The organism is Streptomyces sp. NPDC085931 (assembly GCF_044540565.1).
GTDB lineage: Bacteria > Actinomycetota > Actinomycetes > Streptomycetales > Streptomycetaceae > Streptomyces.
Window position 1 is genome coordinate 94924 of the sequence record NZ_JBITSK010000003.1, and the last position, 15584, is coordinate 110507.

Annotated in this window: 12 protein-coding genes and 1 pseudogene; 9 read left to right on the top strand and 4 right to left on the bottom strand. The window is 70.5% G+C overall.

Going from position 1 to position 15584, the window contains the following annotated elements:
* Positions 1–129 precede the first annotated feature (129 nt).
* From ACIGAN_RS06645 to ACIGAN_RS06660, 4 genes are all read left to right on the top strand, one after another.
* Positions 130–1062, top strand: coding sequence for an NAD-dependent epimerase/dehydratase family protein (locus tag ACIGAN_RS06645; RefSeq protein ID WP_399855517.1), 933 nt, complete (start codon positions 130–132; stop codon positions 1060–1062).
* Between the two features lie 332 nt (positions 1063–1394).
* Complete coding sequence (locus tag ACIGAN_RS06650; protein WP_399856206.1) at positions 1395–3305, top strand: AfsR/SARP family transcriptional regulator; 1911 nt, start codon at positions 1395–1397, stop codon at positions 3303–3305.
* Between the two features lie 165 nt (positions 3306–3470).
* Positions 3471–5333: a nuclear transport factor 2 family protein gene (locus ACIGAN_RS06655; protein WP_399855519.1), complete on the top strand. Its 1863-nt coding sequence runs from the start codon at positions 3471–3473 to the stop codon at positions 5331–5333.
* Positions 5334–5544: 211 nt separating this feature from the next.
* The gene (locus ACIGAN_RS06660) at positions 5545–6582 is read left to right on the top strand and encodes a TetR/AcrR family transcriptional regulator (protein ID WP_399855521.1); all 1038 of its coding nucleotides are present in this window, start codon (positions 5545–5547) and stop codon (positions 6580–6582) included.
* Between the two features lie 63 nt (positions 6583–6645).
* Here ACIGAN_RS06660 and ACIGAN_RS06665 read toward each other — a convergent pair.
* A pseudogene (locus tag ACIGAN_RS06665) lies at positions 6646–7278 on the bottom strand (DUF418 domain-containing protein); the annotation flags it as partial.
* Between the two features lie 435 nt (positions 7279–7713).
* On the opposite strand from ACIGAN_RS06665, the gene ACIGAN_RS06670 reads away from it, so the two are divergent.
* The 3 genes from ACIGAN_RS06670 (at position 7714) to ACIGAN_RS06680 (ending at position 11190) form a co-directional block, all read left to right on the top strand.
* Positions 7714–9885: a DUF3289 family protein gene (locus ACIGAN_RS06670; protein ID WP_399855523.1), complete on the top strand. Its 2172-nt coding sequence runs from the start codon at positions 7714–7716 to the stop codon at positions 9883–9885.
* A gap of 64 nt (positions 9886–9949) precedes the next feature.
* The gene (locus ACIGAN_RS06675; protein WP_399855525.1) at positions 9950–10471 is read left to right on the top strand and encodes a hypothetical protein; all 522 of its coding nucleotides are present in this window, start codon (positions 9950–9952) and stop codon (positions 10469–10471) included.
* Between the two features lie 344 nt (positions 10472–10815).
* Complete coding sequence (locus tag ACIGAN_RS06680) at positions 10816–11190, top strand: VOC family protein (RefSeq protein ID WP_365095260.1); 375 nt, start codon at positions 10816–10818, stop codon at positions 11188–11190.
* Positions 11191–11226: 36 nt separating this feature from the next.
* On the opposite strand, the gene ACIGAN_RS06685 is transcribed toward ACIGAN_RS06680, so the two are convergent.
* Positions 11227–12177 (bottom strand): helix-turn-helix transcriptional regulator, encoded by a 951-nt coding sequence (locus ACIGAN_RS06685; protein ID WP_399855528.1) that lies wholly within the window; start codon positions 12175–12177, stop codon positions 11227–11229.
* Between the two features lie 102 nt (positions 12178–12279).
* On the opposite strand from ACIGAN_RS06685, the gene ACIGAN_RS06690 reads away from it, so the two are divergent.
* Positions 12280–12975 carry an SDR family NAD(P)-dependent oxidoreductase gene (locus ACIGAN_RS06690; protein WP_365742752.1) on the top strand — a complete coding sequence of 232 codons (696 nt, stop codon included), beginning with the start codon at positions 12280–12282 and terminating at the stop codon, positions 12973–12975.
* A 116-nt stretch (positions 12976–13091) separates the two neighbouring features.
* On the opposite strand, the gene ACIGAN_RS06695 is transcribed toward ACIGAN_RS06690, so the two are convergent.
* Together ACIGAN_RS06695 and ACIGAN_RS06700 are read right to left on the bottom strand one after the other, a co-directional pair.
* A complete protein-coding gene (locus ACIGAN_RS06695) occupies positions 13092–13814 on the bottom strand; it encodes an SDR family oxidoreductase (RefSeq protein WP_399855531.1) in 723 nt (240 codons plus the stop codon).
* Positions 13815–13818: 4 nt separating this feature from the next.
* The gene (locus ACIGAN_RS06700) at positions 13819–14736 is read right to left on the bottom strand and encodes a LysR family transcriptional regulator (protein WP_399855534.1); all 918 of its coding nucleotides are present in this window, start codon (positions 14734–14736) and stop codon (positions 13819–13821) included.
* 208 nt (positions 14737–14944) lie between these two features.
* On the opposite strand from ACIGAN_RS06700, the gene ACIGAN_RS06705 reads away from it, so the two are divergent.
* Positions 14945–15472 (top strand): sugar O-acetyltransferase, encoded by a 528-nt coding sequence (locus ACIGAN_RS06705; protein WP_365742784.1) that lies wholly within the window; start codon positions 14945–14947, stop codon positions 15470–15472.
* Positions 15473–15584 lie beyond the last annotated feature (112 nt).

Genomic DNA, 15584 nt, shown 5'->3' on the forward strand with positions numbered 1-15584 from the left:
AATCTTTGGATAGCCGTTCATTTATGAATGAATTCGAGGGAACAGCGGGCAACCCGTGATCGCTGAACATCACATGGCTTCCCGCCCGCAGCGAGCGGGAGAGCGTCTTATACGAGAGAGAAGGCTCCCATGTCACAGGCATTCGTCACGGGTGGTTCGGGTTTCATCGGACGGGCTCTGATCCGTCGCCTTGTCAGCGACGGTCATACGGTCCGCGCACTGGTCCGCAGCCCGGCGTCGGCCGACAAGGTCGCGGCCCTCGGCGCGCAGCCGGTGCAGGGCGAGCTGACGGAGCCGGCCGGCTGGCAGGACGCGGTGGCCGGCAGTGAGGTGCTGTTCCACCTCGCGGCCGAGACGGACATCACCGCCGACCGCAAGCGCCAGGAGCGGGTGACGGTCGGGGGCACCCGAGCGGCTGTGGAAGCAGCCCGTGCCGCGGGGGTCGCCACGTTCGTCCACTGCGGCAGCGAGGCCGCGCTCCTGGCCGGCGAACCGCTGCTGGACGTGGACGAGACCGCACCGCTGCGGCCGGACTCCGAAGCCGACTACTGCGCGGTGAAGGCCATCTCCGAGCAGATCGTGCTGGACGCCGACGCCCCGGGCTTCACCACCGTCTCCATACGGCCGCGGTTCGTCTGGGGTCCTGACAGCAGCCTGACGGAGGGCCTGGCCGCTGCGGCGAAGGCCGGGCAGTTCGCCTGGATCGACGGCGGCCGGTACACCACCGACGTGACGTACGTGGACAACGCCGTCGAGGGCTTGATCCTCGGATGGCGGCACGGCCGGCCGGGTCAGGCGTACTTCGTCACCGACCAGCACCGGGTCGTCCTGCGGGACTTCCTGGAGACGGTCTTCTCGCTCTACGGCGTCGACGCGGCCATCCCCGACATGGACGCCGAGACCGCGGCGAAGGTGGTGCCGGTACCCGCTCGGTGGTTCGTCGGACAGTCGTGCACGTTGCGCACCGACAAAGCCGTGGCCGAGCTGGGATACCGGCCCATCGTCCCGCATGCCGCCGGTCTCGCCGCCGTGAGGGAAGCGCTCGCCTCCTCGGCCGCGTGACGGCTTCGGGGGTGGACCTGACCGTGGTGTCCGCCCTGCCGAGCGGTGGTGCCAGGTGAGCACGGTCGGGCAACGGGCCATCGCCCTTCCGCGTGCGGAAGCGCGATGGCCCCGGTACGACCGCGGGCATGGATACTGGCCCTGCTGCCCGGCCATGCTGCGAGGTCGGGCGCGCCGGTGTGGGGTGGTCCAGCCGGGGACGGACCTGAATGCAGGTCGGACCTGAATACCGGTCGGACCTGAATGCAGGGATTGGCGGACTGCTCCGCGCGGTGGCCTCATCGGCCGGGCCGGAACGGGGCACGCATGAGAAAGAAGGGTGCGGTCGCGTGATGCGTCTTGCGGTTCTTGGTCCTGTTCGTGCATGGCGCCGCGACGAGGAGGTCGACCTCGGGTCCCCCCAGCAGCGTGGACTGCTCGCGCTGCTGCTCCTGCATGAAGGGCGCCCGGTGGAGACCGAGGCGATCGTGGAGGCCCTGTGGGGTGAGCACGGGCCGCGCGGCGCTCGGGGCACCGTACGCACCTACGTCTATCGTCTGCGCCCGATTCTCGGCGACACGGCGGTCATCGAATCGACGGGCAGTGGCTACCGGCTCACGGTTCGCGACGGGACGTACGACTTGAGGAGGTTCCGGGAGCTGACCGCCCAGGCGCACCGGGCACGGCGCGCCGGCGCCGCGGCGCGTGCCGCCGACCTTTTGCGTCAGGCCCTCGGCACGTGGCAGGGCCCGGCCCTGGCAGGTGTCCGGGGCCCCTTCTTCGAGCTCGAGCGTGACCGGCTGGAGGAGCTGCGGCTGGCCGCCCTGGAGGAGGTGTTCGATCTGGAACTGGAGGTCGGCGGACACTCCGACCTGACGTCCGAGATACGGGCGGCCGCGGTGGAGCACCCGCTGCGGGAACGGCTGCACGAGCAGCTCATGCTCTCGTTGTTCCGGGCCGGCCGCCGGGCCGAGGCCCTGGCCGCCTTCCAGCACACACGGCGGCTGCTGCGCGAAGAACTGGGCGTGGACCCCGGGCCCTCCCTTCGCTCCCTGCACGACCGCATCCTGCGCGAGGACGAGGAAGCGCCCGCCGGTGCGGGCCGTGAGCTGTCCTCGCCCCTCGCGCCCGCGCCGGTTCCGGCTCAACTCCCGGCGGACTTGGCCGTGTTCACCGGGCGGCGGGCGGAGATCGCGGAACTGTCCTCGCTGCTGCGCGATGCCGCGCACGCTCCGGTCGTCGGCATCACCGGCCTGGGCGGGATGGGCAAGACGGCGCTCGTCGTCCACGTCGCACACACCCAGAGGCATCTCTTCCCCGATGGGCAGCTCTTCGCCGACCTCGGCGGCTTCAAGGATCCGGTCGGCCCGCTGGAGGTGCTCGGCCAGTTCCTGCGTGCGGTCGGGGTGTCCCGGCTGCCGGAATCGCTGGACGAACGGGCCGCGCTGTGGCGTACGACGGTGTCCGGCCGCCGTCTGCTGATCGTCCTGGACGCGGTGTCCAGCGGTGAGCAGGTGCGTCCCCTGCTGCCGGCCTCCCCTGGCTGTGCCGTCGTCATGACCAGTGCGCGCCGCATCATCGACCTGCCCGGCATCCCCTGGTTGCGCCTCGGCGTTCTGCAGCCCCAGGACGCGCTGGAACTGCTCGCCGCCATCTCCGGGACGCGGCGGGTGTTCGCGGAGCGGGACGCGGCCGGTCGCCTGGTGCAGGCCTGCTCCTACCAGCCGCTCTCGGTGCACGTGGCGGCCGCCCGGCTGGATGCCCGGCCGTCGTGGACGATCGACCGGATCCTGGCCCAACTCGAGGACGATCTGCGCCAGCCGGTCGTCATGCACGAGGACTGCAAGATCGTCGACAAACCGTTCCGTGAGGCCCAGGCGCGCATGGACACCTTCCACCGCAACGCCTTCCATCTCGCCGCCGTTCCCGACTGCGGCCGGCTGGACGCCGCCATGGCCGCGGCCTTGCTCGACCTGCCCCTCAACGAAGCCACGGCCGTCATGGAAGCCCTCGTCGACGCGCACGTGGTCGAGGCCGGCGGGAACGGCGACTACCACTTCCTCGGGCTCGTCAAGGCGTTCGCGCGGCGCCAGGCCCTCAACGGGCTGGGACACGAGCACTGCCAGCAGGCGCTGCACCGGCTGCTGCGCCACTGCCTGACCGGCGAGACCACGGTCAGCGAAGAGGATCTGCGCGCGGTACTGGACCAGATCACTGATCTTCCGGACGCTCTCGGGGACATGGTGTCGCTCTCGCTGCCCTGATCCGCGCAGCGGCCGCGCGAGGCGAGGCACCCGCACGGGCCGCGCACCACACCCGGGTGAGAGTCGTGCGCATGACGACCTGCGCCGCGTGCGAGACGGCCTTGCGAAACGGCCTGTCGACACGCCATCGACGCCACGTCGACAGCGGCTCGATGCAATACACGCATGCTCGATTCACACACCCGCGCCGCTCTGGCAGCGCAGATCACCGGCCCCGTACTCGGACCGGAGGACGAAGGGTTCGCCGCGGAGTGCGCGCCCTTCAACCTTGCCGTGACCCACCACCCTCGCCTCGTCGTCGGGGCCGCCGACAGCGCCGACGTGCAGCTCGCCGTTCGCTTCGCCGCCCAGCAGCGGCTGCCGGTGGCCGTCATGGCCACCGGGCACCAGGCGACCGTCCCGGCCGACGACGCGGTCCTCATCACCACGCACCGCATGGCGCAGGTCAGCATCGACCCGGCAGCCCGCACCGCCCGCGTGACGGCCGGAGCCCGCTGGCAGCAAGTGATAGACGCGGCGACCCCGTTCGGGCTGGCCCCGCTCAACGGCTCCTCACCGCTCGTCGGAGTCATCGGCTACACCCTCGGCGGAGGTCTGAGCCCCACCATGGGCCGTGCGCACGGCTGGGCGGCTGACCACGTCACCTCCCTGGAGGTCGTGACAGCCGACGGCGAGTTGCGCCATGTCGACGCCACGTCGGAACCCGACCTGTTCTGGGCGCTGCGCGGCGGCAAGAGCAACTTCGGAGTCGTCACCGCCATGGAGTTCGCCCTCTTCCCGGCACAGCAGCTGTGGGCGGGCGGCCTCTTCTTCGACGGTGCCGACGCACGAGCCGTCCTGCACGCCTACGCGCAGGTCACGGCCGGGGCCCCGGATGAACTGAGCTCGTCGATCGCCCTGCTGCGCCTGCCGGCCCTGCCCGGCGTACCCCCCTTCCTCGCCGACCGGTTCGCCGTGCACGTGCGCATCTCCTACCTCGGCCCGGAAGACGAGGCCACCCGGCTGGTCGCGCCGCTGCGGGCGGCCGCGCCCGTCCTCGCGGACACTCTGGGGCCGATGCCGTACGCGTCCTTCGCCCAGATCCACAACGACCCGGTGGACCCGGCACCGTTCATGGAACGCACCGCGATGCTGCACTCACTGCCCGCCGAGGCCGTCGAGGAGATCCTGGCCGCAGCGGGCCCGACGGCCAACTGCCCGGTGCACTTCGTCGAGTTGCGTCACCTCGGCGGTGCCCTGGCCCGGGACGCGGACAACGCCGTCGGACACCGGGACGCCGCGTTCGCACTCTGGATCGTGGGCGTCGGAGCACCCGATGCCTTCATCACGATGAACGCCTACGCCGACGGGCTTGTGCAGCGCATGCGCCCCTGGTCCACCGGCGGACGGTATCTGAACTTCATGGCCGCCCAGGACACCAGCGCCTCCGACGTGCGCGCGGCCTACGACGAAGCCGACTACCGCAGGCTCCGCGGCATCAAGACGCGTTTCGACCCCGACAACCTCTTCCGCCTGAACCACAACATTCCCCCCGAGGAGCGCCCGATGTCCGACGACAGGCTGCAACTGCTGACCGACCAGGCCGCGATCGCCGACGCACTGCACCGCTACACGGCCGGACTCGACCACGGCGACGCCGAGCTGCTCGCCTCGTCCCTGACCGAGGACGCCATGGTCGACCTGACACCGGCCACGAGCAAGATCGGCCTCGACTTCCCCGCGCTCAAGCCGCGCGACACCGTCGTGGGAGCGCTCATCCCGGCGGTCGGCCCGCTCGACACCAGCCACGTGATCAGCAACATCCGCGCCACCGTGGACGGCGACACCGCCCACGTGAACTGCTACGCCATGGCCCAGCACTACCTGCCGGGGGAAGGCCCCAAGCCGGACCGGACCCGCCACGCGCTGATGATGAACCGCTACGACGCGGACCTGACGCGCGAGGGAAGCACCTGGCGCATCAGCCGGCTGACGATCGACAACGCCTGGTTCGAAGGCGACGAGACCGTCCTGCTTCCCGGCGACTGATCTCGGGGCCAGGCCGCCCGGCCGGGGTGGCGTTCCTGCAGCCGCAGAGCGCCTCCCCGGTGCCGCGGGCCACAGCCTCACCGCCGCGCACGCGGCCGAAGGTCCACACGGTCGCGCCCGACGCACCGCCCTGACTCACCCGACCGCCACCGGCTGACCACACCCATGCCCACGGTGCCCGCACCCCCGTACCCGCCCGGGAGCGTTCCGCATGCCCACCACCCCTGATGCGCCCCACCCTCGGGCGCACTCCCCCCTCGACAACGCCGGAGAACTCGCGGCACTGATACGGGACTTCCGCCACGGCACATGGCAGCCGACCGGCCTCGAGCATCGTCTGGCCGAGCTGCTCGCGCGGTCGGCCGCCGGGACCGGGTCGCTCACCGCGGTCAGCGTCCGGGCCGCGCTGTGGGAAGGCTCGATGGCGGCCATCCACGACAACGGCGGGCGCTTCCTCACCCTGCTGGCCGACCTGCTGCCGCAGATCGAGAAACCCGACGCGGCCGCGCTGCACACCGCGGGCCTTGCCCTCGATCTCGTCGAGACGATCACACACACGGCACCGCACCGACAAACCGCTCCCCCGGCGCACCCCTGCTCCGGTCCGGGCACGGCGGGCAGCGCTCAGAGCGAAGGGTCACCGCCCCGCTCACCTCGCGAGGACAGCAGACCCCTGCGCGTGGACGCGGCACGCAATCACGCCCGGCTGCTGAACGCCGCGGCACGGATAGTGCGCGAGCGCGGACTGCAGCACCTCACCATGGAGGCGGTGGCCATCGCGGCGGGCGTCGGCAAGGGCACGGTCTTTCGCCGGTTCGGCGACCGCACCGGTCTGCTGCAGGCCCTGCTGCAGCGCTCCGAGGAGACGTTCCGCGCCGCTCACCTCAGCGGCCTGAACCCGGAAGACGGCCGTGACCAGGCCATCGACCGGCTTCACGCCTTCGGGGTGGCCGCGATACGGCGTTACGCCGAGGAGATGGAGCTGCACATCGCGGCCGAGCCCTCCCCCGACCAGCGCTACCAGCGCGCACCGCGACGCCTGTATCACGAGCGGATCAGCGCCCTGCTCAGCCTGGCCGCACCGGAAGCAGACGCAGAACTGCTCAGCCACGCCCTGCTGGGCTATCTCGAGCCGGCCCTTCTGCGGCACCTGAACAGCCAGTGCGACGTCCCGCTGCGACGGCTGGAGGACGGCTGGCTCGAACTGGTCTCCCGACTCACGCGGGAGTCAGGGCCCCGCACGACGTGACCCGGGGACCATGAGCGGCCCGGGCCGGGGTGGGACGGGAGGGCGTCCCACCCCGGCCTGGTGTCAACGGATGTGCCGCGCCGGCTTGGTGGCGGCGTTGAGCAGGTACTCCAGGGGGCCGCGGCGGAAGAAGCGGGACCAGGTCGTGGCGAACACGATCGCACCGAGGACGTACATGATCAGCGGCAACCATGACTGCTGCGTGCTGGTCCCGGCGGGCGTGGACAGCACGGACTGGGCGACGAAGTGGCCGACGTAGGCGGTGAGGGACATGGTGCCCACCGCGATGACCGGCTTCGCGAGGCGCCGCAGTCGCGGCAGACGGTCCATCAGCACCGTCGCGCCCACGATCACGAGGATCGCGACTCCGACACTGCCGATGATGTCGAACGTGGTGCCGCTGTGCGGTCCGGCCGACAGGAGCGACGACACCGGCCGGTCGGGGAACGACCCGCCGTCGAGAGGCATCGAACCGCTGCCGGGCGGCATCGAACCGGAGCCGCCGGACGACGACCCGTCCTCCGCCGTGCTCCTCAGCGCGTTCCCGCCGGCGAGCAGCAAGGACATGCCGTACGCAGCCACGGTGAGGGAGGCGCCGACTGCGGCCAGGCGCCGCCGGACGGTGCCGGAGGACAGGTCGAGGCGGCCCAGCGCCATACCCGCGATCACGAACGACATGCAGGTGAGCGCCGGGTACCGCCTCGCCTTCGCTCATGCCGTCCCCCCCTGCCGACCCGACCCTAAAGCCCCGATCGACCCCGGCCGCCCGACCAGCGGCAGCTCCAGCCGCACGGCGGGTGAACACCCACCAGTCGGCAGGGAAACGGCAGCCTCCTGCCGGACAGTCCATGATCACCGTGGCCGCCGGCTGATCGTTCCGGACCTGGCTCACGGCCTCGCCGTCTTCGGCAGGTACGGGGTCCTCGTGGCCAGCCGGCTCCAAAACGAGAGGCTCACTGACGAACGACGGACGGCCTTCCCCAAACGTCTCAATCTCGCCTCTATTACACCTTGGGGCCCATCACCCACGCGTGTTAGCTTCCCCGTTCGATCCCGAACTGCCGTGATTGAAACAGCAGTTTCGAGACAACAGGCATGTCTTCGGACATGGCTTCAGACATGGGAGGCCCCATGAACAGAAGCGCCGCCGTGCCCCTGGGCGCGGCCTTACTCCTCTTCCTCGGCGCAGCCGTGCCCGCCGCCGCGGGAACCTCCGGCGACGGCGCGGCCACGGACGGGGCGACGCTCTACCGCGACAACACGGTCGACGTCTCCTACCGCCAGGTCGCCCCCGGCGACGCGGCATGGAGCCAGGTCCCGGCCGCCCTCCGCGGGAGAGCGACGGAGGGCTCGTACGTCGCCCGGCTCCAGTTCGAGAACGTCTCCGACCATCCCGTCTCCAGATGGTCGCTGACCTTCGAGCTCTCCGACCGCATCACGGACACCTCCGCCGCGAAGCTCGCCGCCCCCCAGGACGCGCACACGACGCTCCAGGGCGTCGGCCCCACGAACACCCTCCAGCCGGGCAGGACCGAGACCGTCTGGTACCGCGCCGAGCCCGGCGCCCAGGTCGACACCCCGACCTGGGCCTCCTTCGCCCAGCACGGCATCTCACCGACGGAGGACACCGACGGCGACCGCCTCCCCGACGACCTGGAGGTGCGCGCCAAGCTCGACCCCAAGTCCGAGGACACCGACGGTGACGGCCTCTCCGACTTCGCCGAACTCGGCTACCGCTTCAGCAGCCCGCTCAAGGCCGACACCGACGGCGACGGCACCAAGGACGGCGCCGAGGACCCCGACAAGGACGGCCTCACAGCCGTCCGCGAGCTCGGCCTCCGCACCACACCCACCCGCGCCGACACCGACCAGGACGGCCTCGCGGACGCCCGCGAGCTGAAGCTGCGCACCGAGCCCACCAAGGCCGACACCGACGGCGACGGCGTCCAGGACGGCGAGGAGATGAAGCTCGACGCCTCCCCCCGCGCCAAGAACTCCGCCTTCGACGTGACCCGCCGCGCGGACGGCGGCACCGCCGCCGTCGAGGTCACCCTCGAGGGCCTGCGCCCCAAGCAGGTCGGCGGCTTCCAGGTCACCAGGCTCCCTGCGGAGCAGCGGGAGTTCCCGGCGTCCACTCCGGGCTACCTCGTCAACGGCTTCCAGGTCTCCGCCCCCGCGGACGACGCCGCAAGGCTCATCTTCCGCCTCGACCCCGACCGTACGGAGGGCACGGCACCGGTCCTCTACCGCTACGACGAGAAGGCCCGCCACCTCGTCAGGCAACCGGGCCAGCAGCGCAGCGGCAGCACGATCACGGCCACCGGCACGGCCGGCTCCGCCAAGTACGTCGTCCTCGACAGCCGCGTCTTCGACAAGGCAGGCCCCGAGGCCCCCGGCAAGCGGACCCTCTCCGACGGCCCCGCCGACGACACGGACCCGGGTGACCCGGTCGAACCGCCCCCGGCCGACATGCTGATCCACCAGTCGTCCTTCCGCGAGGGCCGCCGCAAGGCCCCCGACCCCCAGCACCCGCCCGTCCCGGCCGACCCGCGCGTCGCCGACGACCTCACCTTCAACGACTACGACTTCGACGAACTCACCGACCTCGGGTGGGAGTTCTGGGTCGCCCGCATCACACCCGAGTTCCTGATGTGGGCCGAGTTCAACGACATCATGAACTTCGGCAAGCTCGGCGCCGACGCCGACTACGCCCGGTCCGTCGACGACCTCCGCGACGCCTTCCGCTACGGCCGCGGCGGCCAGAGCGCGGGCACGGTCACCGTCGACGACAACTTCGACCCCGGCCGCTACCTCTACCGCGGCTCCGGCACGGCTCTCTCCCGCGCCGTCGGCGCCTCACCACAGGAGAAGACGTACACCGACAAGGCCGGCCAGATCATCCGGCAGTCCCTCATCGACAACCAGGGCCGCACCGATCACCTCAAGGTCCAGGAGGACCTCTCCAAGAACTTCCTCTTCCAGGAGTTCCTCCGCCAGGACGTGAAGTACCCGGTGTACGACTTCTCGCTCTGGGACGCCAACCAGCGCGCCCTCTCCATCGCGATCCACCAGTTCCACGGCCACACGATCGCGCTCAAGGACTACAAGGTCGAGGGCAACTCGTTCTCCGGCAAGCTCGTCTTCCACTCCTACGACCACTTCGGTCTCGACCCGGACGACGAAATCAAGGAGTACGGCTTCATCGACTGGTTTACGCTCCAGCACTATGACCGGTTCGACGGGAAGTACCCCCCGGCGATCGCGCAGGCGGACATCGAGATCCCCATCAGCGGCACGTTCTGACCTCACCGGCCTGATGGCCCACAGGCGCTCGCCGGGCCGGGTACTGATCGTCACATTGCTCGTCGTGACGGCCGGGTACCTGGCCTGGCGGGTCGCCGTCCTCACGGGCCTTCAGGCCTACTTCGGCAGCGGCCTCGACGAGCAGCGCTTCAACCGGCTGCAGCAGGAGTACGACCGCCGCGAGGACGCCTTCGCCCGGGCCGACGCCCGGATGCGAAGGCTGATCGCGGAACATCCGCGCGCCGAACGCATCGACTGGAGCCTGTACCGGACCTGCGTGCGCGAGCCCGGCCGCCCCTCCGACACCTGCACGACGACACCCCCGCGCGACCAGAAGGTGTACGACGCCCTCTGGGGCGTCAGCGTGATCCTCTACCAGTCCAAGGACGAGGGCCGCACGTTCTACCGCTTCTACCACGAAGATCCCCCGCGCTACACGATCATGCGCGCCCCCGAGGACACCGCGGAGGAGGCCGAGGAGTACGCGCAGGCCCACGGTTTCCGCTCCACCCGCCCTCTCGGCCCCGGCTGGACGATGCTCGGCCCGATCGAGGACGTCGGCCGCGAGGAGGAACAGTTCCCGTAGGAGGCTCGCTGGAACGCTTCGCCGGGAAGCAGCAGGCACACGATCAACGGCATGAGCGTGTGCTCAGTGCCTGGCCGGCTTCGGTGAACCGGAAGGTGCGGTCGGCCACGACGTTGATGAGCAACACCTACTTGTTGGCCGCGCCCGCGCCCGCGAACACCTCACAGGCCAACGAGTCGGCGCGGGTGAGAGCCGTGTCGGCCGGATCACGGGCGGGCTGCTCGGTTACCACCAGGTGCCCCTCTCACCGAAAGGTGCGTTCTTCCAGCTCGAAGCATGCTCTCCTACGGTTGGTCCGTATCTGCCGGAGACCGAGGCAGCCTGGACGGACCCCTGGAGCAACGGTGATCCTCAAGACGTACGCCCGCCTTTGGGCCGACGACCTGAGCACGACCCTCCCCCTGCTTGAGCGCCTGACGGGGAAGCGTCCGCACCTGCGCTTCGCCTTCGACGAGATCGAGATCGCCGCCGTCGGTGACTTCCTGGTCATCGCCGGACCCGCCGAAGAACGTGCTCGGTATGCCCACGCCACGGCCACGGTGATCGTCTCCGACCTGGACGAGGCGCGCGTCGCACTGGACGAGGCAGGCGCCGAGATCACCACGCAGGAGGCGACCAGTGCGACCGGCCGGTTCCTGTACGCCCGTCACCAGGGGGGAGTCGAGGTGGAGTACGTCGAATGGAAGCCGGAGGTGCGGCGTCAAGTCCTCGGCGTGTAGGGGGCGGCCAAGTCCTCCGAACCCTGGCGGGACTTCTCACACATAGTTTTCGCCATTTCGGTCAGGAAGAACATGCGGAACCGGGCCCGAGATCCGGCCGGCCCGGTCGTCACGGCGTGGAGAACAGACCGGGCTCCGGAGGGAGGAGCCGTCGGCGCGGACACCGTTCGTGACCCGCAGGAACTCCAGCCTCTCCGCGTCGACGGAGCCTGCGGGAACCGTGTACACGACGAGGCGGACGTCGCAGCCCGGGACAGTGAGCACGTCGCAGTCGCACGTCACCTCGCCGACCTGGGGGTGAACGATGGTCTTGCGGGCCGAGACGTGCGGACCGACCGCGCCCTCGTCCCACAGCCGGGCGAACTCCGCACTGGTGGAACGCAGTTCCTCGACAAGGCCGATCAGTCCACTGTCCCGGGGGTAGTTGACGAGAGCCGAGCGCAGATCGGCGATGAGGGCCGGGCCCAGGGCGTCGCCGTCCTGGAGCACGGGCCAGGCCGCGAGCCCCGAGGGCCCTGTGGCGAAGACCGCCCGCACCAGGTTCCGCTCGACGTGCGTCCGTGCGCTGGGGTCGCCCAGCAGCGCTGCCCATGCGGGGGTCCAGGACAGCAAGGTCCAGTCGGCACTGAACACGCCCACGGGGAACTCCCCGAGGCGAGCAAGCATCCGTTGGACCCCTGCCGGCACATGCGTGGAGATCATCCCCTCCTGGGGAGGGAGGAGGCCCGCCAGCCGGTAGGCGTGATCGCGCTCCATGGGCTGCAGCTGCAGTGCCCTGGCCAGGCTCGCGACGACCTGCGCCGAAGGACTCGTCGCACGGCCCTGCTCCAGCCGCACCACATAGTCGACCGACAGTCCCGCCAGCTCGGCCAGCTCCTCGCGCCGCAACCCCACCGCCCGTCGTCCGGGCCGCGTAGGCCGTCCGACGTCCAGAGCGGACAGCCGGTCACGCCAGCGGCGCAATGCCGTGCCCAGAGTCTCGTCCACCCGTCCATTGTGGACGCCGGACAGCCGCTGTGCCTGGTACTGGCCGTCCTACCGTCACCCAGGGCACTGGCTGTGCTCTCGTCACAAGCCGAGAGTGAACGCATGACGACAACGTTCATCACCGGAGCCAACAAGTCCCTCGGCTATGAGACCGCCCGCCGCTTGATCGAGGCCGGCCACACCGTGCTCATCGGCGCTCGCGATCCGGAGCGCGGCCAGGCGGCCGCCGAGGCACTCGGCGCCCGCTTCGTCCGGATCGACGTGACGGACGACGCGTCGGTGGCTGCGGCCGCCGACGACGTCCGGGCGCGGGAGGGCGGCATCGACGTTCTGATCAACAACGCCGGTGTCCCCGGGACACACAAGCCCGCCGACCAGATCACGGCCGCTGACGCCGGCGAGGTGTTCGACGTCAACGTCGTGGGGATCGTCCGGGTGACGCATGCGTTCCTCCCTCTGCTGCGCACGTCCGCCAACCCGGTCATCGTCAACGTCTCCAGTGGCATGGGCTCGTTCGCGGCCACCCATGACCCCGGGCGCCCCGAGGGCCGTTACCTCGCGCCGCTCTACACGGCGTCGAAGGCCGCCGTGACCATGCTGACCACGCAGTACGCCAAGTCCTGGCCGGATGTGAAGGTGAACGCGGCCGACCCGGGCTACACCGCGACCGACTTCAACGGGCACAGCGGCACGCAGACGGTGACCGAGGGGACCGACGCGATCGTCGAACTCGCCACCATCGGGGCGGACGGACCGACCGGGACCTTCCGTGACCGTCACGGGGAGATGCCCTGGTGATGCGCCGCTGATCCGGATGCCAGTGCCTGCTTCCTGCCTCTGTGCCGCGTGGTGATCGACGAGTACGCGGTTCCGGGCGGAGTCGTCCCGTGGGGCGCCCCGCCCGGACCTCCCGCTCAGGCCGCGAGCGTGCCGCCGTCGACGATCGAGACCGTGCCGGTCACGTAATCCTGGTCCATGAGGGCCAGGAACGCCTTGGCCGCGTCGTCCGGATCCGCCACGCGGCCCAGGGGCAGAGACGCGGCGAGACCGGCGTACATGCCCTCCCGGTCCGCCTCGCTCATACCGGACCACAACGGCGAGCGCACGACACCGGGGGCCACGACGTTCACCCGGACCGGCGCCAGCTCCACCGCGAGGCTGCGTGCGGCGGACAGCACCGCCCCGGAGACCGCCGCCCCCAGCGTCCACCCCGGACCGCCCTTGAAGGCCGCGGTGCCGCTGACGAGGGTGACGGACCCGCCCGGTGCGAGGTGCGGCACGGCGAGACGGACGGCGTCGAGTGCGTGGAAGAGACGGAGTCCGAAGAACTCGCTCGCACGGTCGACGGTGTAGTCGGCCAGGGGAAGACCGGTGAGGTTCTCACCGGCGGTGTAGGCGAAGTGGTCGAACGGGCCGATCTCGTCGAGGAAAGCCGCGACCGCGTCGCTGGAACCGGCGTCCACGGCCCGTCCGACGACACCGGCCGGGAGCTGCCCGAGAGCGCGCTCGACCGAGGCCGCCCGGCTCGAGGCGATGGTCACCGCCGCCCCGGTGGCGGCCGCGCGCCGGGCGACGGCGAGACCGATGCCACTGGTTCCACCGAGGACGACGATGCGGGAAGAAGAAGTGATGGTCATGCCTTCAGGGTCGGGGGGCGGCTGTTTCCCCGTCCAAGACCTTTTCCGTCGTGAGTGATGCCCGCAGGGTATGAGCCAGCGTGATGGCGCGGCTCAGCACCGCCGAGTCGCGCCCCGCCGCCCAGGCCACACCGACCGTCCCGGACGCCAGCCCCGGCACCGGGCGCACGACGACGTCGGGCCGGGTGTAGAACCGGGCCGTCGAGGCCGGGAGGAACGCCACCCCGGACGAGGCGGCCACCCGTTCGAGCTTGATCTCCACCTCATGCGGGTGATCGCCTCCGGTCGGCACGGGCAGACCGCGCGCGAGGCGGGCCTCACGCCACTCGGGAGCCGCGTCCGGGGACTGGAGAAGGTCGTACTCGGCGAGGACGTGCGGACTCAGCTCCTCGGCGGCGGCGAGGGGATGCGAAGCCGACAGGACGGCGACCCGCGCTTCCCGGAACAGCGGCTCGACCTGGAGCCCCCGCCGGGGGACGGGCAGGCGCACCAACCCCAGGTCGACGCGACCGTCGAGGATCGTCTCCACCTGGTCGTGCCAGCCCGTGCGGACGAGTTCGATCCGGATCTCGGGGAACGACTGCCGCAGGCCCTGCACGATCGGCGTGACCTGGAGGCCCGGCATGAAGCCGATGGCCAGCTGCTCGATGCCCTGGGCGGCCTGGCGGGCACGCCGTTCCAGGGCACCGGCCGACCTCAGCAGCTGGCGCCCGTCCTCCGCGATGAGCCGGCCCGCGTCGGTGAGAGCGGTTCCTCGCGTCGAGCGCTCCAGCAGGACGGCACCGAGTTCCCGTTCCAGCAGCGCGATCTGCCGGCTGAGCACGGGCTGGGCGATGTGCAGCTCCTCCGCGGCCCGGCTGAAGCTCAGCGTGTCAGCGACAGCCAGGAAATACCGCAAACGCCGCAGATTGAGCTCTGACATGAGGAGATCCTACGGCCCGAGGAACGCCGGGGGCGCGACGAGGAACGTGGGGTGGCAAGACCTTCCGCTTGGAGACCGCCTCGCTGACCGCTCCCCCAGCCCACCCGGCCGCACAACCATGGGTTGTCTCCGATGAGCGCGGAGTTGTTTGATCGAGTGCTGCGCGCGGTGGTGGGATCAGCGCATGTGCACTCGTACAGAGCAGGTCATGTATGTCCGGACGCCTGAGTTCGCGCGCTTCGCGGAGCGGGTCGCGGAGGTGACCGATGCGACGTCCCGGCTGAACGTGCTCCCGTTCAGCGACAGCGAGGGCCGCGCCCAGCTGCTCTCCCTGGTGTTCGGTGGCCCGCTGCCGGAATCGGTCAGGATCTACCCGCCGTTCTTCACCGAGTACGGGCTGAACACGACGTTCGGGAAGAACGTCTTCGTCAACCAGAACTGCACCTTCATGGACAAGGGAGGCATCCGTATCGGGAACGGCGTCATGATCGCCCCGAAGGTCAGCCTCATCACCGGAGGTCATCCCCTGCCCCTGGCCGAGCGCCGCGAGTACCTCTCCTTCGCCCCGATCGTCATCGAGGACCACGTCTGGATCGGAACCGGTGCCATCATCACGCAAGGGGTCACCATCGGTGCCGGGGCGGTGGTCGCCGCCGGCGCTGTGGTCACTCGTGATGTTCCCGCCGGCACCATGGTCGCCGGAGTGCCCGCCCAGGTGATCAAAACGATCGACTGAGCCCGGTCGGGCCACCGCACCCGCGGTCCCTGCCGCACGGTTTCGGCAACGGCAGGACCGGGGTGGGCCACCAAGATCAGCACGATGCGATGGCAGTCTCGCGTCGTTCCCG

What these genes read in the sequence shown, in the direction of transcription:
- ACIGAN_RS06645 (WP_399855517.1), top strand. Translation starts at nt 130, where the DNA reads ATGTCACAGGCATTCGTCACGGGTGGTTCGGGTTTCATCGGACGGGCT.
- ACIGAN_RS06650 (WP_399856206.1), top strand. Translation starts at nt 1,395, where the DNA reads ATGCGTCTTGCGGTTCTTGGTCCTGTTCGTGCATGGCGCCGCGACGAG.
- ACIGAN_RS06655 (WP_399855519.1), top strand. Translation starts at nt 3,471, where the DNA reads ATGCTCGATTCACACACCCGCGCCGCTCTGGCAGCGCAGATCACCGGC.
- ACIGAN_RS06660 (WP_399855521.1), top strand. Translation starts at nt 5,545, where the DNA reads ATGCCCACCACCCCTGATGCGCCCCACCCTCGGGCGCACTCCCCCCTC.
- ACIGAN_RS06670 (WP_399855523.1), top strand. Translation starts at nt 7,714, where the DNA reads ATGAACAGAAGCGCCGCCGTGCCCCTGGGCGCGGCCTTACTCCTCTTC.
- ACIGAN_RS06690 (WP_365742752.1), top strand. Translation starts at nt 12,280, where the DNA reads ATGACGACAACGTTCATCACCGGAGCCAACAAGTCCCTCGGCTATGAG.
- ACIGAN_RS06695 (WP_399855531.1), bottom strand. Translation starts at nt 13,814, where the DNA reads ATGACCATCACTTCTTCTTCCCGCATCGTCGTCCTCGGTGGAACCAGT.
- ACIGAN_RS06700 (WP_399855534.1), bottom strand. Translation starts at nt 14,736, where the DNA reads ATGTCAGAGCTCAATCTGCGGCGTTTGCGGTATTTCCTGGCTGTCGCT.
- ACIGAN_RS06705 (WP_365742784.1), top strand. Translation starts at nt 14,945, where the DNA reads ATGTATGTCCGGACGCCTGAGTTCGCGCGCTTCGCGGAGCGGGTCGCG.